Raw genomic sequence first — 21,965 nt, 5'->3', positions numbered from 1 at the left:
TGGCAAACTAACAGCAATAACCCAAGCGTTATTGAGGGAAATCAACATAAGGGACATTTAGCGGAAAAATACTCCTTAATAAGTAGCCTGCGACGCCGTAATTAATCCTTAATTTATCGGCTGAAGACGATATTCAGGTAAAGGTAAAAAAATCTTATTGATAACCAAGGGAAACTTTTCCTGCATGGCTTGAAAATAGGTTGAGGATATTACCTTTCTCCGATTATTGAGGTTATTACTGTGGGTATTCAATATCCTGATTTTAGATAGGTATTGCCTCTAAGTGATTATTTTCTTGCAATAAATGGGGTTAATTTGGAATTTCCCTCGCAAAGTTATTACATGATCCGATCAACTCGTTGAATCGATCGTTTTATGATCGAAAATAGACGGTGGAACTCACTGCGGCAATGGCAGCGAGATTTTTAAGGACGGAAACCATGATGCAGACCTACTTGACGTTGCGAGCGTTGGCGAGGGGGATTAACCCAGAAACGGGGGAGTTTTTGAATCACACCTCGCTGGTGCATTCCCCAGAGACGATCCGGATGTTGTTTGCGCTGGCAGATGAGTTTTATGCCGAGCCAGAACGGGTGAAAAAGGTGAAATTGTCGCCCGAGGAGCGGCGGCAGAAAAATATTGCCGAGGGCAGGCCCGCCAACTTTAATTTCCCTTGGTCAGAGGAAGATAGACAACTATTGGAGGAAGGCTACAGCGCAGGGAAAACGATAGAGGCATTAAGCGTGGAGTTCGGGCGCTCCCTGCGTGGTATCGCGGTGCAGCTTGAAAAGATGGCGCTGATCACCGAAGAGCAGGCCGCCGCCTATAGCTGAAAGGCGAAGCCTCTCTTCTGAAGACATCAATCAACCGGCGAGGTGGGCAGGTGGACGATGTCCTGATTATCGTTACCCATCCAATAAACGCCTCCTTTTGTCCAGAATGGGCCTTCAACAAAGTCGAGCAGGTCGGAATACTCTTCGTATAGCCGCTTGCCGTTTCGGTCATAAACCCGCAGGTAGCCGGAGTAATGCCCGCCATCGCCCGGCATGGCCATACGTGGAATAAATTCGAAGGTTTTATAATAGCGCACCACATACTGCTGGTTGGGGCTCCACTCTTCGTAGCGCAGTGTCCCTTGTTTCCACCACTGGTAACAGCCAGCAATGATGATCACCAGTATCGCCAACAGCACCCAGCGCTTACGTTCGCGCACCAGCGTTTCTTGGCTTTTTATTTTTGGCATTCGTATTCTCTCAAATCCATGCAAATTTAACTTTCTGCCCGCGTACTGGCACCGCAACTTTTACTGACCTATATCACATACATCGGTTGCATCAATCTCTATGATGCAGCATAACGTCCGAGGTTCGGAGTTATTTGGAGTCACATCCCTCATGCAGCATCCTACCTTCCTGACGCCATTTCGTTCCCTGTTTTCCGTATCGCTTAACCTATCGAGGTAAGAGGATCCTATCGTGGAGACATTAACGCCGTCTACGGCTCGGTTTTATGCCTTGCGTCTGTTACCGCAACAAGATCCGCTGGATGCACTGCGTGATTTTATCCGGCAGCAGGGTTTACGTGCCGCCTGGATCAGCGGCTGCGTCGGTAGTTTGAGTGAGGTGGCTTTGCGTTATGCCGGGCGCGAAGGGACCACGTTATTGAGCGGGAAATTTGAAGTGGTATCGCTGATTGGCACGTTGGAGGCCGGAGGCGAACATCTGCATCTGGCGGTGGCCGACGAGCATGGCCATATGACCGGCGGCCATATGATGGAAGGTTGCACCGTGCGCACTACGCTCGAATTGGTGATTGGGGAATTGAACGACGTGGTATTTAGCCGACAACCTTGCACGCTTTCGGGCTATGACGAATTAGACGTCAAGCAACGTTAATTTTTCTCCTATTTAAATGAGGTCGTTATGGCACGTAGTGGGTTGTCTAGTCAGACGCTGGTGTTGATGGTGATTTCGATCGCCATCAACATGATTGGCGGGCAGTTGGTATCGATGTTGAAGCTGCCGATATTCCTCGATTCTATCGGCACTTTGCTGAGTGCAATCCTCGCCGGGCCGATTATCGGCATGTTGACCGGTTTGTTGACCAACCTGATCTGGGGCCTGCTCACCGGGCCGATTGCTGCGGCATTCGCTCCGGTGGCGATGGTGATTGGTTTGGTCGCTGGCCTGTTGGCAAGCATTGGCTGGTTCCGCACGTTGCCGAAAGTGATCTTGAGCGGTGTGGTGATCACTTTGGCGGTAACGGTGGTTGCCGTGCCGATCCGTACTTATCTGTTCGCCGGCGTCACGGGTAGCGGCGCAGATTTCTTTGTTGCTTATGTTCATTCTATGGGCAGCAATCTGATTGAATCCGTGGCGATGACCGTGCTGGGGATCAACCTGATAGATAAGGTGCTGGTCGCTATCATCGTCTGGTTATTGGTGCGCAATATGTCGCAACGAACTTTGCGTAACTTCCCTGCCATGGCTGCGGTGCGTTAATGCATCCGTTTACCTCCCTGACGTTATGGGTGGTATTGGGCACCAGCAGTTTATTGATGCCGCTCGGCTATCCGCTGTTAGCTTATAGCCTGGCGAGCTTGCTACTGCTGATCTTGATGAAAAGTACCCGGCATCGTTGGCGCTATGTGGCGTGGATCATGTTGCCTATGGCGGGGGGGTTATGGCTGGTGCATAGCGGCTGGCTGGCGTGGTGGCTACGGGGTGAGGCGCGGGATGATACCGCATTGCTGAACGCTGTCGCGCTCTGGTTACGTTTGTTGGCGTTGCTTTGCTGTGGGCAAATCTGGCTGCAATATGTGCCACCGCAGCGCATTATTCGCGCCCTGTTTGCCAGCCGTTTGCCGCTCGGATTGGCCTATCTGCTGGCGGGGCCACTGTTGGTTGTTGAGCAACTGCGGGCGCAACTGGCCGCAGTTTACCAGGCACAACTGGCGCGAGGCGTACCGCTAGATGGTTATTGGTACCAACGCTTGCGCTATATTCCGGCACTGGTCATCCCGTTAACCCACAGCGCGTTGAATGATCTCACCGCACGCAGCACGGCGTTGGATATGCGCGCTTTTCGGCTGCATGCCAAACGTACCACGCTATGGGCACCGAGCGACAGCCTGCTGCAACGCAGCGTGCGCTATAGCTTACTGCTGGTGGCGTTGGTGGAAATAGGAGTCTGGCTGTGGTTGTGGTACTGAATGCGCTGAGCTTTGCTCCTCAAGGAAGCACCTGGCGGTTGGATAATCTCGATCTGCATTGCGAGAAGCCGGGCTTATATGGCATCAGCGGCGGTAATGGCAGCGGAAAAACCACGCTCGCGCAGCTGCTTGCTGGCTGTTTCCCCGATTATCTCCCCGGTACTTTACAGGGCGTTGGGCAGGTTCTCGGCGATGAAATAGGTTCGCGACCGCTGGTTGAGATGGCACAACGGGTGCAGTTGATTCAGCAGGCTCCGCAACTGCAACTCTCCGGTTGTACCTTTACGGTTGAAGAGGAGATCGCCTTCGGACCAGAGAATTTGTGCCTGGATGAAGCCGAGATCATGGTGCGTATCGAACAGGCGCTGACGTTCACCGATTGTCACGCCTTGCGCCATCGTCACCCGGCTACGCTCTCTGGCGGAGAGGCACAGCGGGTGGTGATCGCCTGTGCGTTGGCGATGCATCCACGGCTGCTATTGCTCGATGAAGCCTTTAGCCGCCTGACACCTGATGCAACCACCAAGCTGCTGCAACAGTTGGCTGACTACGCTAACCAGCAGCAATGCGTGATTATGCTGTTTGAACGGTCGCTTACCAAGGTTGCCGCTTATTGCCTGCAAACCTGGGCGCTGGAGCAAGGCAGGCTTTCATTATGCTAACGATTGAATCGCTGGAATATCAGTGGCCAGGCGTAGCCCAACCCATCATTAACGGTTTGGATCTGACCATCGAGGCCGGTGAATGGGTGGCCCTGATCGGGGACAATGGTGCAGGGAAATCTACGCTATTACGCCTGATGGCCGGGCTATTAAAACCGACTGGCGGCAAGGTTCTTTTACAGGGGCAAAACTTAGCCTTTCTTAAAGCGGCACAGCGTGCGCCGTTGCTGGGGGTATTATTTCAGGAAGCGGAACGGCAGATATTCTGTAGCCGGGTACGTGATGAAATCGCTTTTGGCTTACGCCATCGGGGTATGCGTGGCGATATGCTGGCGCAACGAATCGCCCAAACGCTAGCGCTGTGTGAATTAACGGATGTGGCGGATGCTCATCCACTGGATTTACACGCCGGGCAGCGGCGTATGGTCGCGGTAGCCAGCCTCGCCGCCGTAGCGCCACCGTTGCTGTTGCTGGACGAACCCAGCCGTGACTTTGATAGCGACTGGCTGGCCGTCTTTACCCGCTGGTTAGCGGTTTGCCGCGTACAGGGCACCACCGTGCTGGCCATCAGCCATGATTATGATTTTGTTAGAGAACACTTTCCACGTGTGATCCGTTTGGCCGAGGGGGTTATTGCGGAGGATGGTGAGGCGGGGCGGATATTGGGATCGCCAGATGTCTGACGTGATCTTTTTGGTGGCGTCAACGAAATGGTCTTCAGCGTGCAAGTTTAATTGTAGCTAGATATTGAGCATGCCTTCATGCAGCAATGCCAAGACAATATCCATCTGATGATTAGGCTTTTTATTTGCATCGGTAACTGCGGCCCATAACTGTTTTTTATCAGGTTCGCTGCCTGCTTGAAGGAGTGCCACTGCATCCACTGCATATCGTTTATTAACATTTCCCGGCTTAACGCCATAATCTCCAGTGGGAATACCCATAATTAAACCTGCCTCGCTGAGACCAAGAAATGCGTTACGTGGACATCCTTTTTCCCTGGATGGCTTTTTTGTAGGGTAATATTCCATCATCGTTTTATCCCATTCTTGACGCATATCGAGTGATGATTTTCCTTGGTTTTTTCTTACCGTTTCAACGGCTGCTTGAGCATATTTGGACACAAGAAAACCTCAGTTTATGGCAGCGAGATTAAAAAGCCCGCGACCATGCGGGCTCTCTACTCACTGATGGAGCGTAACTCTTACTCGATATTCTGGATCTGCTCGCGCATCTGCTCAATCAGCACCTTCAGCTCAATGGCTGAGGTAGTCACTTCGGCATTGATCGACTTGGACGCCAGCGTATTCGATTCGCGGTTGAATTCCTGCATCATAAAGTCGAGGCGACGGCCAACGGCTTCTTTCTTCTTCAGGATGTTGTGCGTCTCTTTGACGTGGGCTTCCAGGCGATCCAGCTCTTCGGCGACGTCGATACGCTGTGCCATCAGCACCAGTTCCTGCTCCAGGCGAGTATTTTCCAACTGCACCTGTGCTTCTTCCAGCTTGCTGACCAGGCGCTCGCGCTGCCATTGCAGAATATTAGGCATTTGGGCGCGTACTTTGACCACTTCGGCGCTCACGCCGTCAAGGCGTTGCTCGATCAGGGCTTTCAGTGCGGTGCCTTCGCTTTCGCGTGCAGTGATGAAATCATCTAGTGCGCCTTCCAGCGCCTGCATCAGTTCGTTGCTGATGACATCCAGATCCTGTTCCTGAGCGGACATCACGCCCGGCCAGCGCAGGACATCGATCGGATCGATTTCACCTTCGTCGCTCTGCATTTTGACCCAGTTGGCGGCTTCAACCAGCTGTTTGGCCAGTTTTTCGTTCAGGATCATCGAGCTTTGCGCACTTGGGTCGAGCTCAAAGCGCAGGTTGCACTCCACTTTGCCGCGCGTCAGGCGGCCACGGATACGCTCGCGGATCACCGGTTCAAGGCTGCGGAACTGCTCAGGCAGGCGGATGTAGGTTTCTAAGTAGCGTTGGTTAACGGAACGCAGCTCCCAAGCTGCGCTGCCCCATTCACCCTTGATTTCACGCCGGGCGTAGGCGGTCATGCTGCGGATCATTGTGCGTACCCGTAAAGAGGAAAAGATGGAACGATTATAGCGTTGCACCTGCGGGCAGGATAGGCATAACGTCACGAAGCCCGTATAATGCGCAGCCAAACGTTAATAAGAAGCCGGAGAGAGCCCATGCGTCCTGCAGGCAGAGCACCACAACAAGTTCGCCCCCTGACACTGACCCGTCACTACACGAAACACGCTGAAGGTTCAGTGCTGGTTGAGTTTGGCGATACCAAAGTTTTGTGCACCGCCACGGTAGAAGAGGGCGTTCCGCGCTTTTTGAAGGGCCAGGGACAAGGGTGGATCACCGCAGAATACGGCATGTTACCGCGTTCTACCCACAGCCGTAATGCCCGCGAAGCGGCCAAAGGCAAGCAGGGTGGTCGTACTCTGGAGATCCAACGTCTGATCGCCCGTTCACTGCGTGCCGCCGTGGATCTGAAAAAACTCGGCGAGTTCACCATCACCCTGGACTGCGATGTGCTGCAAGCCGACGGTGGTACCCGCACCGCTTCTATCTCCGGTGCCTGCGTAGCGCTGGCCGATGCGCTGAATGCGCTGGTTGCCGCTGGTAAACTGAAAGCCAACCCGATGAAAGGTTTGGTGGCAGCGGTATCGGTGGGTATCGTTGGCGGTGAAGCGCTGTGCGATCTGGAATATGTGGAAGATTCCGCAGCAGAAACCGATATGAACGTAGTGATGATGGAAGATGGCCGCATGATCGAGGTGCAGGGCACCGCCGAGGGCGAGCCGTTCAGCCACGATGAGCTATTGGCGCTATTGGCGCTGGCCCGAGGGGGCATCGAAACCATCTTCCAGGCGCAGAAAGCGGCGCTGGCAGACTAATTTTTAAAAGGCGACGTAGTCGCCTTTTTTATGCCCGGCGATCGGGCGGCAGTAGAACCAACGTTATAGCCCAGACGAGGAGAAGCAGTAATGAAAGCCTACCAGCGCCAGTTTATCGAGTTTGCGCTCAGCAAGCAGGTATTGAAATTCGGCGAGTTCACCCTGAAATCCGGCCGTACCAGCCCCTATTTCTTCAATGCCGGCCTGTTTAATACCGGGCGTGATCTGGCGCTGTTAGGGCGTTTTTATGCCGAAGCATTGGTGGATTCCGGCATCGAGTTCGATCTGCTGTTTGGCCCAGCCTACAAAGGTATCCCGATCGCGACCACGACCGCAGTGGCGCTGGCAGAACATCACAATCGCGATGTGCCTTATTGCTTCAACCGTAAGGAAGCCAAGGAACATGGCGAAGGAGGCACGCTGGTAGGTAGCCCGTTGCAGGGCCGTGTGATGCTGGTGGATGACGTGATCACCGCAGGGACGGCCATCCGCGAATCGATGGAAATCATCAGCGCCCATAACGCCAGCTTGGCCGGGGTGCTGATTTCTCTCGATCGTCAGGAGCGTGGCCGTGCCGAAGTTTCCGCCATTCAGGAAGTTGAGCGCGATTATCACTGTAAAGTGATCTCGATTATTACGCTCAAGGAGCTGATTGCTTACCTGGAAGAGCAGCCGGAAATGGCCGAAAGCCTGGTAGCCGTGCGGGCATATCGCGAGCAGTACGGGGTTTAAGTAATAACGCCGGGTTTAGCCCGGCGTTATCAGTTACTGCAGCTGTGCGGCCAGCAATGGCCAACGGGCATCGAAATCCTGCGTTGGGCGGTAGCGGAATTCGGAGCGAATATAGCGCGACAGCATCCCTTCACAGAAGGCCAGGATCTGGCTCGCCAGCAAGGTTTCATCAACGATAAAGCCTTTTCCTTCCCGCAGCTTACGCTCTTTTAGTACCTGACGCAGTTGCGCTTCGATACGCTCGAACAGCTGGTTGATCCTGCCTTGCAGGCGATCCTGTTCAAACATCAGCGCGTGCCCGGTCATGATCCTGGTCAGGCCTGGGTTGCGTTCTGCAAACCCTAGAATCAACAAGACAATCAGGCGCAGGCGGCTAAAGGTCTCTTTTTCATCCTGCAAGATCAGGTTGATGCGGGTTATCAGGCTGTCTTCAATAAACTCGATCAGGCTGTCAAACATCCGCGTCTTGCTGGGGAAGTGCCGATAAAGGGCAGCCTCAGAGACACCAACGTTGGCGGCAAGTTTGGCTGTGGTAATGCGCTGGCTGCCGTCGCTGGATTCCAGCATCTGGGCTAACGCCTGCAATATCTCCTCACGCCGGTTCCTTTTGGTAACTTCTTTTTCTGCCATGTTTGATTAGACCCTTGCTAAAACGGCTTATCCCCTCAATCTCTTCGGGTATAGATTTGCGAAAACCCACGCACTGGCCGTTGCAGAGTAAACTCTGTGCGGCTTATATGATCGCTTTTTGTGCAGTGCTTGGGTTTATGGTCGTACAGACCATTATTCTCCGTGCGGTACTCTCAATTGCCAGATAAACCGTGCCGTATTGCAAGCGACACGGTTTCAGGCGCCATCCCTGCCAATCATCCTGAACCTATTGGCGGCCAGAGTGGCCAAAACCACCGGTGCCACGTTCGCTGCTATCGAACTCTTCCACCAGATTAAACTCGGCTTGCACCACTGGCACAAACACCATCTGTGCGATGCGTTCACCCGGTTCGATAGTGAAGGATTTCTGGCTACGGTTCCATACGGATACCATCAACTGGCCCTGATAATCGGAATCGATCAGGCCAACCAGGTTGCCCAGCACGACGCCGTGCTTATGGCCCAGACCGGAACGCGGCAGGATCACTGCGGCAAGACCGGTATCGGCAATATGGATAGCCAGGCCGGTAGGCAGCAGGGTGGTTTCGCCTGGTGCCAACTCAACCGCGCTGTCCAGACAGGCGCGCAGATCAAGACCGGCAGAGCCTGGGGTGGCATAGGTCGGCAATGGGAAATCCTGACCGATACGTGGGTCAAGGATCTTAACGTCGATTTTTTTCATCATAACGGCTGACTATCTCGTCTAGTAAACGTTGGCCAAGGAGTGCCTTGTCGCTATGCGGCAGGCGCTTTTCTCCATCCTGCCAAAAAAGATGCAGGGCATTGGTATCACTGTTAAAACCGTGCTCTGCAAGCGATACATCGTTAGCGCAGATTAAATCCAGTTTTTTACGCAGGAGTTTTTGTCGTGCGTATTCTTCCACATTCTGGGTTTCGGCAGCAAACCCGACGACAAACGGACGGTTTTTGCTCATCGCGGCAACGCCAGCGACAATATCAGGATTCTTCACCATCTTGAGGATGATTTCATCACCCTGCTTTTTGATTTTTTCATCGGCAATCTGTTCTGCCCGGTAATCTGCCACGGCAGCACAACCGATAAAAATGTTCTGCTGTGCGGCATGCTGCTGCACCGCTTGCTCCATTTCCAGCGCGCTGACGACATCGACGCGGATAACCCAAGCTGGCGTAGGCAGATTGACCGGCCCGGCGACCAGCGTGACTTGCGCACCGCGAGCAGCGGCGGCCTGGGCGATAGCAAAGCCCATCTTGCCGGAGCTGTGGTTGCTGATGAAGCGTACCGGGTCCAGCGCCTCGCGGGTGGGGCCCGCGGTGATCATAATCTTTAAATGTTGCAGATCCTGCGGCGCGGAGAAATGGGCGTTAGCCAGTTCAACGATGGCCAACGGATCCAGCATGCGGCCCGGGCCGATATCGCCACAGGCCTGGCTACCGCTGTCTGGCCCCCACAGCAGCAAACCACGCCCTTGCAGGATCTGTAGGTTGGCCTGGGTGGCAGCAGCGCGGTACATCTGTTGGTTCATGGCCGGCGCTGCCGCGATCGGGGCTGCGGTGGCCAGGCAGACCGTGGTCAGCAGATCGTTGGCCATACCGGCGGCAATGCGGGCCAGCAGATCGGCGGTGGCCGGAGCCAGGATCACCAAGTCGGCCCATTTGCCTAATTCAATATGGCCCATGGCGGCTTCTGCCGCCGGATCCAGCAGATCGTCGAAAACCGGATAGCCAGAAACGGCCTGCAGCGTCAGTGGGGTAATGAAGGCTTTGGCCGCGCTGGTCATAACCACTCTTACCTCGGCGCCCCTGTCGCGCAGGCGGCGTACCAGCTCAGGGCATTTGTAAGCAGCAATGCCGCCACTGATGCCAAGCACAATATGTTTGCCGGAAAGTCCCGTCATCATGATTGTCCGATTGAAAACCGAAAGAGGCGGACATTTTAGCATAACCGCTGCCAGGTTGAGCGATTCTGCTGTGTATGCAGCCAGTTACATGCCGGTTTTCGTAACACTTCGCAATATTATCAATCACCTGTCGCGCGATGAAATCCCTCGTGACATGCTTTGAGTTGGCAGGGAGGTGGCAATGAGCAGTCAGGATATGTCGTTATGGCCTGGGGCGTTGGCACCCAGGGAGAAATTGATGCGTGATGGGGCCGCAGCCCTCTCCGATATAGAGCTGTTGGCAATTTTCTTGCGCACTGGCTTGCCCGGGGTCCATGTCTCACAACGGGCGGAACAGCTGTTGGCGCATTTTGGTTCGCTGTATCACCTGGTTTCGGCAGACTACGAACAATTTCGCAGCCAGAAAGGGCTGGGGATTGCCACCTATGCGCAGTTGCAGGCCATTTCCGAATTGGCTTTCCGGCTGTTTTCCGGCCCCTATGTGCTGGAAAACGCGCTGCTGAATCCGAAAATTACCCAGCATTACCTGCACAGTTTGCTGACTCACCACGAGCGGGAGGTGTTTTTAGTACTGTTTTTAGACAATCAGCATCGGGTTATTCGCCATCAGGAGATGTTTGCTGGTACCATCAACAGCGTCGTTGTCCACCCAAGAGAAATTGTGCGTGCGGCGTTGAAGGCTAATGCAGCAGCCCTAATTCTGGCGCATAATCACCCTTCGGGTAAGGCTGAACCCAGTCACGCCGACCGTTTGATAACCGAGCAAGTGGTTAATGCCTGCCGATTATTGGAGATCCGAGTGCTCGATCACTTGGTGATTGGCCGGGGTGAATGCGTCTCTTTTGCCGAGCGCGGATGGCTATAAGCAACTTTTTCGCGATCCTTGAGGGATCTTTAGCTGTTCGGGACTTGAGCACTTACGCTTCAGAGCGTATACTACGCCACCTTTGAGAATCTTGGGTTTGGCGTTAAGAGCCTATCTCAGCAGGTTTCCAACCTGATGTGAGGTTTCTGACCTGATGACGAGAGTCTCCTCAGTATGAAGTTTGCTGAGATGGGCTCTAAAAGCCTGACGAGGCGGCCATACCCTATACGAAGCTCGAGCTGATTTGATTTTTGGAGAATAAGACATGTCACGAGTCTGCCAAGTTACTGGCAAGCGCCCGGTGAGCGGTAACAACCGTTCCCACGCAATGAACGCGACCAAACGCCGTTTTCTGCCTAACCTGCACTCACACCGTTTTTGGGTTGAGGCTGAGAAGCGCTTTGTAACTCTGCGTGTATCTGCTAAAGGTATGCGTGTTATCGATAAGAAGGGTATTGAGACGGTCTTGGCCGATCTGCGTGCCCGTGGTGAGAAGTATTAAGGAACTGCATCATGGCTAAAGGTGTTCGCGAGAAGATCAAGCTGGTTTCTTCTGCTGGTACTGGTCACTTCTATACCACCACGAAGAACAAGCGTACTAAGCCGGAAAAATTGGAACTGAAGAAATTCGATCCAGTTGTCCGTCAACACGTGATCTACAAAGAAGCTAAAATTAAATAATTTTAGTGGATTAATAAAAACCCGCCTCGCGCGGGTTTTTTTTTAGGTATAAAACGTAGATAACGCAGAGAGGGAGCCTGAGATGCCTGAATTACCAGAAGTCGAAACCAGCCGCCGCGGTATTGAGCCTTACCTGGTTGGCCACAACATCCAGTATGCGGTGGTGCGTAACGCCCGCCTGCGTTGGCCGGTCTCCGAGCAGATCCTGGCGTTAAGCGATCGGCCGGTGCGCAGCGTACAACGCCGCGCCAAGTATCTGCTGATCGAGCTGGATCGCGGCTGGATTATCGTACATCTGGGGATGTCCGGCAGCTTGCGCATGCTGGCAGAGGAAACCGAAGCGGGTAAGCATGACCATGTCGATCTGGTGATGAGCAACGGTTATATCCTGCGCTATACCGACCCTCGGCGCTTTGGTGCCTGGTTATGGTGTGAAGATCTGGCCGCCAGCAACGTGTTGGCTCATCTTGGCCCAGAACCTTTGGGTGAAGAGTTCAATGGCACCTATCTGTACGAGAAGTCCCGCAATAAGCGCACGCTGATCAAGCCCTGGCTGATGGACAACAAGCTGGTGGTTGGCGTGGGGAATATCTACGCCAGCGAATCGCTGTTTACCGCCGGGATCCTGCCGGATCGTCAGGCGGGATCCTTGACCAGGGCGCAAGCGGATCTGTTGGCAGAAACCATCAAGGCGGTGTTGCTACGTTCTATTGAACAAGGGGGAACCACGCTGCGTGATTTCCTGCAGTCGGACGGTAAGCCGGGGTATTTTGCGCAGGAGTTGCAAGTGTATGGCCGGGCAGGTGAACCTTGCCGCGTCTGTGGCACCCCGATTGAGAGTGCCAAACACGGGCAGCGCAGCACCTTCTTCTGCCGCCGCTGCCAGCATTGATTACTGCGCGGCGAGCTTTTCCATCAGCGCTTGGGTGACGACATCCGGCAAGAAGGGAGCGATGTCGCCGCCATGACGTGCCACTTCCTTCACCAGCGAGGAAGAGATAAATGACCACTGCTCGGAAGGCATCAGAAACACGCTTTCCAACGTTGGCATCAAATGGCGGTTCATATTTGCCAGCTGCAATTCATATTCAAAGTCGGACACCGCACGCAGGCCGCGGATCAGAATATTGGCGTTCTGATGGGCGGCAAAGTGCGCCATCAATTCGCTGAACCCCAACACTTCGACGTTATCCAGATGAGAGGTCACCTGCGTGGCCAGGGCAACGCGTTCTTCCAGCGTAAACAGCGGCTTTTTGCTCGAGCTGGCGGCAATGGCCAGGATCACGTGATCAAACATCAGTGAGGCACGGGTGACCAGATCCAGATGGCCGTTGGTCATTGGATCGAAGGTGCCTGGGTAGATGGCTTTGCTGCTCATGATTTACTTCCCTGAATAGTTGCGGCCGAATGCCCACAGTGCGGCATATTTATTGAAAGTATATTGCGCGTTGACCACGGCTAACAGCAACCCCTGTTTGCCGTCGAGGAAACCGGCCCGCAGCAGCCAGGTTTTGCAGAACGCCCCCAGCGTGTGGGTGAGGATCGACAGAAAACCGCTGCGCTTGCCAGCCTGATGGCGTTGGATGGCCCACTGTTCGGCGTAATGCAGCTGCTTGCGCTGGAAGGCAAAAAAGTCACGGCAGGTCAGGTGTAGCAGATCGCCTGATAGCGGGACGACTTTGGCACCATGAGTGTTGAGGGATTCATGGACCAGATCGTCGTTGTAGCGGTAGCGCTGATTGGCATACAGCCGGTTAACCCTATCGGGATACCAGCCGCTGTGGCGCATAAAGCGGCCTAGAAACAGATTACGGCGGCCCAGGCTGTAGACGACGTTGTCGTCGGCGTTGGCTAGTACCTGCTCGATGGAATGACGCAATTCTGGCGTGACGCGCTCGTCGGCGTCGATCATCAAAACGTAATCCTGAGTGGCATAGCTTTGCGCTTGCTGGCGCTGTTTGCCGAAGCCTTGCCAGGCGGTATGGGTATAGACCTTGGCACCCAAACTTTCGGCCAATGCGATGGAACCGTCGCTGCTGCCGGAGTCGAGCACGATGATTTCATCGGCCCAGGCGACCGATTGCAGGCACTCGGTCAGCAATTCGGCTTCGTTTTTGGCGATCATCACTACCGACAAACTTTTACGGTGGCTCATTCAGTGGCTCCGTGGCGGCAGGTGTGGCTCCAGCAATTGCAGCAGGCGTTGCAACGCCCCCTGATTCTGATACAGCACCTCAACCGCGTGGCGACCGTAATAGCGGCGATAATCTTCATCGGTCAGCAGCGTTTCGACCTCTTTCACCAATGAATCGACGTCGCTGATGGTGATCATCCCGCCTGCTTCGGAAAGTTTGGCGCAGATATCTTTAAAGTTGAACGTATGCGGCCCCATCAGTACCGGAATGGCATGAGCAGCCGCCTCCAGTGGATTATGGCCACCGCGCTCAACCAGGCTGCCGCCGACGAAGGCCAGATCGGCAATGCCATACAGCAGCATCAGCTCACCCATGGTATCGCCAATCACCACTTGCGTGCTGCCGGAAGGAATTTCACCGCTGCTGCGGGTGGTGTAGCTGAAGCCTGCTTTTTGCGTCAGCTCTTTGGCGGTTGGGAAGCGTTCCGGGTGGCGTGGCACCAGAATTAGCAACAGATCGGGATGTTTTTCCAACAACCGACGGTGTGCTTCCAGCAGAATGGTTTCTTCACCTTCGTGGGTGCTGGTGGCGATCCATACCTGACGGCGCGGTGCCCATTGGCGGCGCAGCGTTACGGCCCTGGCAGCCAGTTCTGGCGTCACCGAGATATCGAACTTCAGGCTGCCGGTAACGGTCAGCTGTGAGCGCTTCAGGCCCAGTTCGATAAAGCGTTCGCCATCTTCCTGATTTTGCGCAGCGATCAGGGTAATGCGGCGCAGGATATCACGGATAAAATTGCCGGTTTTCTTGTAGCCGGCAGCCGAGCGGGCGGAAAGACGCGCGTTGGCAATCACCAGCGGGATTTGGCGCTGATGCAGGGCGTTAATCAGGTTTGGCCATAGCTCGGTTTCCATGATGATCACCAGCTTGGGATCCACCTGGTCGAGGAAACGGCGCATGGAGCCGGGCAAATCGTAAGGCAGATAGACATGATGCACATCTTTGCCGAAAGCGGATTGCACCCGTTCGGAACCCGTTGGCGTCATTGTGGTCACAGTAATCGGCAGATAAGGGTAACGGTGGCGTAGGGCGCGTACCAGCGGGATAGCCGCCAGGGTTTCACCCACAGAAACGGAATGCAGCATAATGCCGCCCGGCACCACTTTCCCGGCGCAGAAACCATAGCGTTCCGCCCAGCGTTTACGGTAGGCTGGTGCTTTACGGCTGCGCAACAGTAAACGCAGCCAGATCAGGGGTTGGATAAGGTAGAGTAGTACCTGATATAAACGGAGCAGCATTCTATCAATTTCATTTATATGGGTTATCCAGAATAGTACCATAACCGGAAGGGAAAGGCGCTAGCTTGGTGGCTCGGTGGTCAGGTTGGGACAACAGGCGAGAGCTGTCGCCGATAGGTTTGCAATGAAGAATATTTTAATTATCCGCCGCGACAATATTGGCGATCTCGTTTGTACCACCCCGCTGATTGAAGGAGTGAAAACGGCTTATCCCGACGCTAACCTCTATCTGCTTATCAATAAAGTCAGCCAGGATGTGGTGAAGAACAACCCGCATCTTGCCAAGGTATTTGTTTATAAGAAGGCCAAACACAAGGCCAAGAATGAAACTACCCTGGGCGTCTATTTTGAACGACTGATGATATTTTTGCAGCTGAGAAAAATAAAGTTTGATGCGGCGATTCTGGCCAATCCGGTGCCATGCAAATATAGTCTGCGGCTGGCAAAAATGGCCGGGGTCAAAAATATCATCGGTGCAGATCTTGGCACCAGTGAAATTCATCACCCTTTCCGCGCGGCGGACTTTAACGGCAAGCATCAGGTGGAACACACCTTCAGCTACCTGTCTGCCATCACCGATCGATCCATTGCCATTCCTCCGGTGAAGGTTTTCCTCACTCAGGAAGAGAAGCAACAGGCGCAACAACGTTTGCATAGTCTGCTCCCTTCCGTGGAGCGGGTGTTTGCCGTGCATATCAGCAGCCGCAGCCCGAAACGGCGCTGGCCGATCGAGCGCTATGCCGAAATCATCAACCGCCTGATAGCCGATCCCACTACCGGTGTGTTGATCTTCTGGTCACCACAGGGGACGCTGACACCCGACGATATCGGCGATCAAAAGCGGGCGGAACAGCTGTTGGCCGGGTGCCAGAACGAGCGGGTTGCGCTTTACCCAACGGCATCGGTACGCGAGTTGCTGGCGGGCTTTGATCTCTGCGACCGGGTGCTGTGCAGCGACGGCGGGCAGATGCACCTTGCTGCCGCATTGAATAAAAGCATGGTGGTGTTCTTTGGCGATACGGATAAAGAGTCCTGGCATCCGTGGAGCGGGCAATATCGCATCCTGCAAACCGAGTCGGGTGATTGCGTCGATGTTACCGTCGACGAGGTTTGGCAGGAAATACAGGCCTTGAATTAATTAAACAGCCAGGCAGGATAACCCCTGCCTGGACTTATTTCTTTAACGCCAGATACTGTTGGCAAATAGGCTCCAGGCCATAGCTCAGCAGTTGCTGGTGGTTAATCTCCGGCGGTTGGGCATAAATTGCTGCCATTTTCTCCGCCAGTGACGTTTCATTCAACTCCGCCAGCGCATGGCTCATACCGGCTTTTTCCAGAATTTCCTCAGGCCCACCAGGGCAGCGGGTGCTGACCACTGGTGTGTCGCACAGCAAAGCTTCAACCAGCACATTGCCGAACCCTTCACTGTCTGAACTGAGCACCAGCATCGCGGCATGTTTGATCAGCGGATAGGGATTGGCCTGAAAACCGAGGAACAGTACGCGATCGTTGATGTTCAACTCAACGGCGAGGCGTTTAACCTCATCGATGTGCGCTTGATTGCCGGTGCCGATCAGCGCCAACGGGGCCTGGATACCGGAAAGTGCATAGGCTTTCAGCAGGCGATCGTGGCGTTTATGGGGGTGAAAGCGGCCCACGTGCACCAGATAGTCTTTGCCTGCCAGTTCGCAAGGCTCCGCCGCCTGCTGCTCGATGGCGGCGATGTCGAACGGGTTGTTGATCACTGCCAACCGGTTGGGGGCAATGCCCAGATTTTGCTGAAGATCGTTACCTACCGCCTGCGAGACGGCGACGATATTCTGCCGCTGGTAGACGCCTGCCACCTTGCGGCGCTTCAGCCAGCGATCGAGGCCGGTGCGGTGGCCGAGGTAGGAGGTGGACAGAATGCCGTGAATGCAGAACCACAGGCGGCTGCTATCCAGCACTTTGCTGTGGCTGACGATGCGATCGGTCTTATGCAGATTGGAAAACACCAGATCGTAGCGGCCATGCTGCTGTTCGTTGGCGACAACCGCGCGATCCAACATCGCTGCGCGGCGTGCAAGCTCAGTCAGCTTACGCCAGGGCGACCGGCAACTGTCGCTGAGCACCTGATAATCAATCCCGGTGGGGATTGGGTAGTTGCAGACGTCCCGCAATGAGATCAGGCTGACGTCATGCCCCAACTGCTGCATGCCCTGGCACAGGGTCAGTACCACCTTTTCCGCTCCGCCGCCCGGAAGGCCGTCGATAATCATCAGAATGCGCATAGTTAGTCCAGCAGTCGGTTATAAAGCGATATGAGCTGTTCCGAGAGATGTGCTGGCGTAGCTGACATGATGCGCACCCGCGCCGCCTCTCCCATGCTCGATCCCAAGGCTTGCCGTGGCAGTGCCCGGATAGCGTCGGTGAGGGCGCTGACGTCCAGAGCGTCGCAGACGAAGCCGTTTTGCCCTGGAGTGATGAACTCCGAGCCACCGCAGGTGGTGCTGGTGATCACCGGTAGCCCGCATGACATGGCTTCCAGGATCACATTGGGGAACGGATCGTACAACGTTGGCAGCAGCAGGCCATCGGCGGCCTGGTAGAACGGCAACGTCTGTTTCTGTACGCCCATGAAGCGCACCCGGTTATTACAACCCAGTTTGTGTGCCAGCGAGCGGTAACGCTTTTCTGCTTTGTCTTTACCGACCACCAGGAGATAGCTGTCGGTAGCGGCTACGGCGCGGATGGCGGCCGCCAGCCCTTTACGTTCAAAGCCTGAACCGACAAAGATCAGACAGTGTGCCTGTTGCGGGATCTGATATTGCGCCCGCAGTTGCTGACGCAGCAGCTCGTTCGCCGGTAAAAATTTCTGATTGTCGATGGCATTGTAGATCACCGTGATCTTATCGGCCGGTACGCCGAAATCGGCGATGATTTCGCGTTTGATCATCTCGGCGTTGCAGATCACCGCTTTCAGCTCTGGCGCGGCATACATGGCGCGTTCGGCACACATCACATAGCGGTGATAGCGGTTGGAGAACAGCCATTTACGCCGCCACTCCGGCAGCAGGCGTGCCCGTTGCAGCAGCCAGCGGCGATGGACGCCGTCACCCGCGCGATAGATATCACAGCCGGGGATACGTTCATGGCTCTGCACCAGGTCGAAGCTCTCTTTCTGCCACAAAGCTCGAGCCGCTTCGGCAAAGCCGCGTTCGCGGCTGATGCGCCCGAACTTCATCGGGTTGCACAGGTGGATGTGCCAGTTAGGATTGGCGTCCCCCTGCCATTCGCGGGTGATGACGTTCAGATCCAGATCTTGTTGCTCCAGCGCCTCCAGGGCACGGGAAACGAAACGTTCTGCCCCGCCGTCCGGGCGGTATTTTTGGCGGACAATCGCCAGGCGAAATGCTTTCATGCAAGCGTGCTCCGCGCGGCTGCAATCACCACGTCTGTAGGTATAAGGTCCAGGTAGCGCTCATCGGTGCCGGTATCAATGGCATCCGGGTCTGGCAGATTGCCGTAGTCCCCGGCCCAAATCACCTGGCCGAGAACCTGCCAGGGGCGCCAGAATACCAGTTTGGATGGCCCGAACAGCGCCACGCAGGGGGTCTGTAATGCCGCCGCCATATGCATGGGGACAGAGTCTACCCCGATAAACAGTTTGGCATGGTCGATCAACGCCGCCAACTGACGCAAAGTTAACTGCCCGGCCAGAGAAACTACCCCTTGCTGTGGGCACTGTTTCACTATCTGCGCCACCATATGCTGCTCTTTGGCATCCGGCCCCGAGGTGATCACCAACTGGTGCCCTTCGGCCTGCAATGCGCTGAGGGTGGCCGCCATTTTTTCCTCGCTCCAGCATTTAAAAAACCAGCGCGAAGTGGGTTGTACCACGATATAGCTGCCGGTGACGCCATTTTGTTGCAAAAGCTGGTGGCTGGCCTGCCAATCTTGCGGGCTGTAACTCATGGTGACCTGCTGACTCAGGCCAGGTAAACCCAGCGGTTGCAGCAGTGACAGGTTCTGTTCCACGGTATGCAGATGCTCGTGCCCGGCGACTGGCACTAACTGAGTGTGGCAATGGCGCCACAGGAAGCCACGGCGCTTGGGGAAATCGAACCCCAGACGAATACGCGCACCGGTGAGGCGGGTAATCAACGCGCTGCGCCACTGGTCGGCCAGGTTGACCACCAGATCGTAGCGTTGTGCTTGCAACTGGCGGATCAGATGCAGTTCATGGCCCAGATGCGCCTTGGTGCCCTGTTTTTTCCACTGGCGATCGATGGCAAATATTTGCGACAGCGCCGGGTTGCTTGCCAACATCTCCTGCGTTTCTTTGTACAGCAGGATGTCGATCTGGGCGTCGGGGTAGTTCTGCCGCAGCGTATTGATGACCGGCGTGGTCAGCAGCATATCGCCATGATGGCGCAGCTTGACGATCAGAATACGCTGTATTGGCGTGGCAGAAACAGGGGCTAGCGCGTCGTTCATCAGATTGCCTCCGGGAAACCTCGGCCTCTAGGCCGGGGAGGAAAGGAGGCGTTTTTCAAGCTAACTTCTTTTTGTCTTTTCACCCTAACTCCTGTAATTTTGTACATATGAAACGCGCCTACAAATATCGGTTTTATCCAACACAGGATCAGATTGAGTTTTTAGCTCAAACCTTCGGCTGTGTGCGTTTTGTCTACAATTCAGTTCTCCGCTGGCGTACTGATGTGTACCGCGAACGACAGGAGAAGATCGGCTACATTCAGGCCAATGCCCGACTAACTGCCCTAAAAAAAGAGCCTGAATTTACCTGGCTGAATGATGTTTCCTGCGTCCCGTTACAGCAGACTCTTCGCCACCAACAGACCGCCTTTTCTAACTTCTTTGCGGGGCGTGCCAAGTACCCAACATTCAAAAGCAAACACCACAAACAATCTGCTGAATTTACGGCGAGTGCCTTTAAATACCGTAACGGCAAGCTGTACATGGCTAAAAGCACAAGGCCACTCTCTGTTCGCTGGAGTCGTGAACTCCCCTCGACACCTTCAACCGTGACAATTTCCAAAGACGCATCAGGTCGATATTTCGTGTCCTGCTTGTGCGAATTTGAATCAAAATCACTGCCTGTTACCGCAAAAATAACGGGCATTGATATAGGTTTAAAAGATTTGTTCGTCACTGATAGCGGATTTAAAACCGGCAATCCCCGCCACACGGCGAAGTACGCGAAACGTTTAGCGTTGTTACAGCGCCGATTGAGCAAGAAGAAAAAAGGTTCAAGGAACCGTGCCAAAGCAAGATTAAAAGTCGCAAAGCTCCACGCTAAAATTGCTGATTGCCGAATGGACAGCCTGCATAAGTTGTCCCGCAAACTGATAAACGAGAACCAAGTTGTTTGCGTTGAATCCCTGAAAGTGAAAAACATGATCCGTAATCCCAAACTATCGAAAGCGATATCCGATGCCGGATGGGGTGAATTTGTACGGCAGCTACAGTACAAGGCGAAATGGTCTGGACGTTCTGTCGTTGCCATAGATCAGTTTTTCCCGTCCTCAAAACGCTGTAGCTGTTGCGGCTTCACCATGGAAAAAATGCCTCTTGATATTCGTAACTGGCACTGCCCTAAGTGCGGTGCTGACCATGATCGAGATATCAACGCGGCGCGTAATATCAAAGCTGCCGGGCTGGCAGTGTTAGCCCACGGAGAGCCTGTAAATCCTGAATCGCAGCACGCGGCTTAGGTTCGGCTCTGTGAAGTGGGAATCCTCGCCCTTTTGGGCGGGGAGCAGTCAAAGTCAGTCGCTTTCAGGGAAACCAATCTTTGATTCTAAATGACCCGATCGCATGTGGCTACTGTTGCTCGGTTTTCTTGCCTGCGAACAAAAAAATAATGGCAGAGGGTGACAATTACGGCTCAATGTTGTCCAAACGAGGCGATAAAGTCGTTTGCCCTGAGGAATGGGGCTGCGTAACATAATGTAACTCTGTGGCTATCAGGCTCTTAACGTATGACTAAACCGGCGTTTCTTATCACTATTGATACCGAAGGCGATAATCTGTGGCAAAACCACGATCGTATTTCGACCGAGAACACGCGTTTCTTGCCGCGCTTTCAGGCGCTGTGTGAAAAATACGCCTGCAAGCCGGTTTATCTGACCAACTATGAAATGGCGGTGGATGCGCAGTACGTCGAATTTGCCCGCGATGTGATAGCACGTGGCACCGGCGAGGTGGGAATGCACCTGCACGCCTGGAACAGCCCGCCGCTGACGCCGCTTACCGATGATGACTGGCGGCATAAGCCCTACCTGATCGAGTACCCGGCCGATCAGATCCGCGCCAAGGTCGATCATATGACCAAGCTGCTGGAAGATACCTTCCAGACCAAGATGCTCAGCCACCGTGCCGGGCGCTGGGCGTTTAATGAGTTTTATGCCTCCTTGCTGCTGGAGTATGGCTATCAGGTTGACTGTTCCGTCACCCCGCGCGTTAACTGGCAGTATTCACCAGGCAATCCGCAGGGTAACGGCGGTACCGATTATCGCCATTTTCCTTCGCAGGCCTATTTTATCGACCCGGCCAATATCGCCCAACCCGGTCATTCCAGGCTGCTGGAAGTGCCAATGAGCATTCAGTATAAACACTCGGCGCTGATGAATACGCTGAAGCAAGGCTATGACCGCTTACGGGGTAAAAAGCGTTCTCCGTCGGTGCATTGGCTGCGGCCCTCTGGTAACAATCTGGACAAGATGAAGCTGGTGGTTGAGCGCTCTCTGGCGCAGGGGCACGATTACGTCGAGTTTATGCTGCACTCTTCCGAGTTTATGCCGGGAGGCAGCCCTACGTTCAAGAACGAACAGGATATTGAGGCGTTATATCGGGATTTGGAGCAGCTGTTTGCCTGGTTGCAACAGCGCACGGTTGGCATGACCTTGGCTGAATACTATCAACGTAAAGTGAACTAAC

General features: G+C 54.4%; 27 protein-coding genes. 15 read left to right on the top strand and 12 right to left on the bottom strand.

What is annotated here, in order from left to right:
- Positions 1-443: 443 nt before the first annotated feature.
- Positions 444-833: a hypothetical protein gene (locus tag ACRDCA_RS05180; RefSeq protein WP_438688617.1), complete on the top strand. Its 390-nt coding sequence runs from the start codon at positions 444-446 to the stop codon at positions 831-833.
- Positions 834-859: 26 nt separating this feature from the next.
- Here the strand turns inward: ACRDCA_RS05180 and ACRDCA_RS05175 are convergent, their stop codons facing one another.
- Complete coding sequence (locus ACRDCA_RS05175) at positions 860-1,243, bottom strand: hypothetical protein (RefSeq protein WP_438688576.1); 384 nt, start codon at positions 1,241-1,243, stop codon at positions 860-862.
- 232 nt (positions 1,244-1,475) lie between these two features.
- Between ACRDCA_RS05175 and ACRDCA_RS05170 the strand changes: the two genes are divergently transcribed.
- The 5 genes from ACRDCA_RS05170 to ACRDCA_RS05150 are packed head-to-tail and all read left to right on the top strand — an operon-like array spanning position 1,476 to position 4,556.
- Complete coding sequence (locus ACRDCA_RS05170) at positions 1,476-1,895, top strand: PPC domain-containing DNA-binding protein (protein WP_438688575.1); 420 nt, start codon at positions 1,476-1,478, stop codon at positions 1,893-1,895.
- A 27-nt stretch (positions 1,896-1,922) separates the two neighbouring features.
- The gene (locus ACRDCA_RS05165; protein WP_438688574.1) at positions 1,923-2,501 is read left to right on the top strand and encodes an ECF transporter S component; all 579 of its coding nucleotides are present in this window, start codon (positions 1,923-1,925) and stop codon (positions 2,499-2,501) included.
- Complete coding sequence (locus ACRDCA_RS05160) at positions 2,501-3,211, top strand: energy-coupling factor transporter transmembrane component T (RefSeq protein WP_438688573.1); 711 nt, start codon at positions 2,501-2,503, stop codon at positions 3,209-3,211. Before ACRDCA_RS05165 ends, ACRDCA_RS05160 begins: the two co-directional genes overlap by 1 nt.
- Entirely contained in the window at positions 3,202-3,873 is a 672-nt protein-coding gene (locus ACRDCA_RS05155; protein ID WP_438688616.1) for an energy-coupling factor ABC transporter ATP-binding protein, read from the top strand. The genes ACRDCA_RS05160 and ACRDCA_RS05155 overlap by 10 nt, the downstream gene beginning before the upstream one ends.
- A complete protein-coding gene (locus ACRDCA_RS05150) occupies positions 3,867-4,556 on the top strand; it encodes an ABC transporter ATP-binding protein (protein WP_438688572.1) in 690 nt (229 codons plus the stop codon). The genes ACRDCA_RS05155 and ACRDCA_RS05150 overlap by 7 nt, the downstream gene beginning before the upstream one ends.
- Positions 4,557-4,613: 57 nt before the next feature.
- Here the strand turns inward: ACRDCA_RS05150 and ACRDCA_RS05145 are convergent, their stop codons facing one another.
- Positions 4,614-4,997, bottom strand: coding sequence for a DUF6979 family protein (locus tag ACRDCA_RS05145; protein WP_438688571.1), 384 nt, complete (start codon positions 4,995-4,997; stop codon positions 4,614-4,616).
- 80 nt (positions 4,998-5,077) lie between these two features.
- Positions 5,078-5,941 (bottom strand): YicC/YloC family endoribonuclease, encoded by an 864-nt coding sequence (locus ACRDCA_RS05140; protein ID WP_438688570.1) that lies wholly within the window; start codon positions 5,939-5,941, stop codon positions 5,078-5,080.
- Between the two features lie 126 nt (positions 5,942-6,067).
- Between ACRDCA_RS05140 and rph the strand changes: the two genes are divergently transcribed.
- Complete coding sequence (rph, locus tag ACRDCA_RS05135) at positions 6,068-6,784, top strand: ribonuclease PH (RefSeq protein ID WP_037376445.1); 717 nt, start codon at positions 6,068-6,070, stop codon at positions 6,782-6,784.
- Positions 6,785-6,874: 90 nt separating this feature from the next.
- Positions 6,875-7,516: an orotate phosphoribosyltransferase gene (gene pyrE / locus ACRDCA_RS05130; protein WP_025121328.1), complete on the top strand. Its 642-nt coding sequence runs from the start codon at positions 6,875-6,877 to the stop codon at positions 7,514-7,516.
- Positions 7,517-7,549: 33 nt separating this feature from the next.
- On the opposite strand, the gene slmA is transcribed toward pyrE, so the two are convergent.
- The 3 genes from slmA to coaBC all read right to left on the bottom strand — a co-directional run bounded on the left by slmA (position 7,550) and on the right by coaBC (position 10,047).
- Positions 7,550-8,146, bottom strand: a complete 597-nt coding sequence (slmA, locus tag ACRDCA_RS05125) for a nucleoid occlusion factor SlmA (protein WP_025121329.1) — start codon at positions 8,144-8,146, stop codon at positions 7,550-7,552.
- A gap of 247 nt (positions 8,147-8,393) precedes the next feature.
- The gene (gene dut / locus ACRDCA_RS05120) at positions 8,394-8,852 is read right to left on the bottom strand and encodes a dUTP diphosphatase (protein ID WP_037408615.1); all 459 of its coding nucleotides are present in this window, start codon (positions 8,850-8,852) and stop codon (positions 8,394-8,396) included.
- A complete protein-coding gene (gene coaBC, locus ACRDCA_RS05115) occupies positions 8,830-10,047 on the bottom strand; it encodes a bifunctional phosphopantothenoylcysteine decarboxylase/phosphopantothenate--cysteine ligase CoaBC (RefSeq protein ID WP_438688569.1) in 1,218 nt (405 codons plus the stop codon). Before coaBC ends, dut begins: the two co-directional genes overlap by 23 nt.
- 181 nt (positions 10,048-10,228) lie before the next feature.
- Between coaBC and radC the strand changes: the two genes are divergently transcribed.
- From radC to mutM, 4 genes are all read left to right on the top strand, one after another.
- The gene (gene radC / locus ACRDCA_RS05110) at positions 10,229-10,912 is read left to right on the top strand and encodes a RadC family protein (protein ID WP_438688568.1); all 684 of its coding nucleotides are present in this window, start codon (positions 10,229-10,231) and stop codon (positions 10,910-10,912) included.
- 265 nt (positions 10,913-11,177) lie between these two features.
- Positions 11,178-11,414: a 50S ribosomal protein L28 gene (gene rpmB, locus ACRDCA_RS05105; protein WP_004931195.1), complete on the top strand. Its 237-nt coding sequence runs from the start codon at positions 11,178-11,180 to the stop codon at positions 11,412-11,414.
- Between the two features lie 11 nt (positions 11,415-11,425).
- Positions 11,426-11,593, top strand: a complete 168-nt coding sequence (rpmG, locus tag ACRDCA_RS05100) for a 50S ribosomal protein L33 (RefSeq protein ID WP_004392084.1) — start codon at positions 11,426-11,428, stop codon at positions 11,591-11,593.
- Between the two features lie 82 nt (positions 11,594-11,675).
- On the top strand, positions 11,676-12,485 hold the full coding sequence (gene mutM, locus ACRDCA_RS05095; RefSeq protein ID WP_438688567.1) for a bifunctional DNA-formamidopyrimidine glycosylase/DNA-(apurinic or apyrimidinic site) lyase: 810 nt from the start codon (positions 11,676-11,678) through the stop codon (positions 12,483-12,485).
- Here the strand turns inward: mutM and coaD are convergent, their stop codons facing one another.
- The 3 genes from coaD to waaA are packed head-to-tail and all read right to left on the bottom strand — an operon-like array spanning position 12,486 to position 15,026.
- On the bottom strand, positions 12,486-12,971 hold the full coding sequence (gene coaD, locus ACRDCA_RS05090) for a pantetheine-phosphate adenylyltransferase (protein WP_438688566.1): 486 nt from the start codon (positions 12,969-12,971) through the stop codon (positions 12,486-12,488).
- Positions 12,972-12,974: 3 nt separating this feature from the next.
- A complete protein-coding gene (locus tag ACRDCA_RS05085; protein WP_438688565.1) occupies positions 12,975-13,748 on the bottom strand; it encodes a glycosyltransferase family 2 protein in 774 nt (257 codons plus the stop codon).
- Positions 13,749-15,026: a lipid IV(A) 3-deoxy-D-manno-octulosonic acid transferase gene (waaA, locus tag ACRDCA_RS05080; protein ID WP_438688564.1), complete on the bottom strand. Its 1,278-nt coding sequence runs from the start codon at positions 15,024-15,026 to the stop codon at positions 13,749-13,751.
- Positions 15,027-15,150: 124 nt separating this feature from the next.
- On the opposite strand from waaA, the gene ACRDCA_RS05075 reads away from it, so the two are divergent.
- Positions 15,151-16,164 (top strand): glycosyltransferase family 9 protein, encoded by a 1,014-nt coding sequence (locus tag ACRDCA_RS05075; RefSeq protein WP_438688563.1) that lies wholly within the window; start codon positions 15,151-15,153, stop codon positions 16,162-16,164.
- Positions 16,165-16,198: 34 nt separating this feature from the next.
- Here the strand turns inward: ACRDCA_RS05075 and ACRDCA_RS05070 are convergent, their stop codons facing one another.
- The 3 genes from ACRDCA_RS05070 to rfaQ are packed head-to-tail and all read right to left on the bottom strand — an operon-like array spanning position 16,199 to position 19,505.
- Positions 16,199-17,296 carry a glycosyltransferase gene (locus ACRDCA_RS05070; RefSeq protein ID WP_438688562.1) on the bottom strand — a complete coding sequence of 366 codons (1,098 nt, stop codon included), beginning with the start codon at positions 17,294-17,296 and terminating at the stop codon, positions 16,199-16,201.
- A gap of 2 nt (positions 17,297-17,298) precedes the next feature.
- Positions 17,299-18,426 carry a glycosyltransferase family 4 protein gene (locus tag ACRDCA_RS05065; RefSeq protein WP_438688561.1) on the bottom strand — a complete coding sequence of 376 codons (1,128 nt, stop codon included), beginning with the start codon at positions 18,424-18,426 and terminating at the stop codon, positions 17,299-17,301.
- On the bottom strand, positions 18,423-19,505 hold the full coding sequence (rfaQ, locus tag ACRDCA_RS05060) for a putative lipopolysaccharide heptosyltransferase III (RefSeq protein WP_438688615.1): 1,083 nt from the start codon (positions 19,503-19,505) through the stop codon (positions 18,423-18,425). Before rfaQ ends, ACRDCA_RS05065 begins: the two co-directional genes overlap by 4 nt.
- Positions 19,506-19,609: 104 nt before the next feature.
- On the opposite strand from rfaQ, the gene ACRDCA_RS05055 reads away from it, so the two are divergent.
- Positions 19,610-20,740 (top strand): RNA-guided endonuclease InsQ/TnpB family protein, encoded by a 1,131-nt coding sequence (locus ACRDCA_RS05055; RefSeq protein WP_438688560.1) that lies wholly within the window; start codon positions 19,610-19,612, stop codon positions 20,738-20,740.
- Positions 20,741-21,007: 267 nt separating this feature from the next.
- Positions 21,008-21,964, top strand: coding sequence for a polysaccharide deacetylase family protein (locus ACRDCA_RS05050; protein ID WP_438688559.1), 957 nt, complete (start codon positions 21,008-21,010; stop codon positions 21,962-21,964).
- Position 21,965: the final 1 nt, after the last annotated feature.

This window comes from Serratia sp. (in: enterobacteria) (assembly GCF_051654945.1).
Classification (GTDB): Bacteria; Pseudomonadota; Gammaproteobacteria; order Enterobacterales; family Enterobacteriaceae; genus Chania.
Note: the sequence above shows the minus strand (reverse complement) of the source record. Positions and strands in the feature narration are given on the sequence as shown.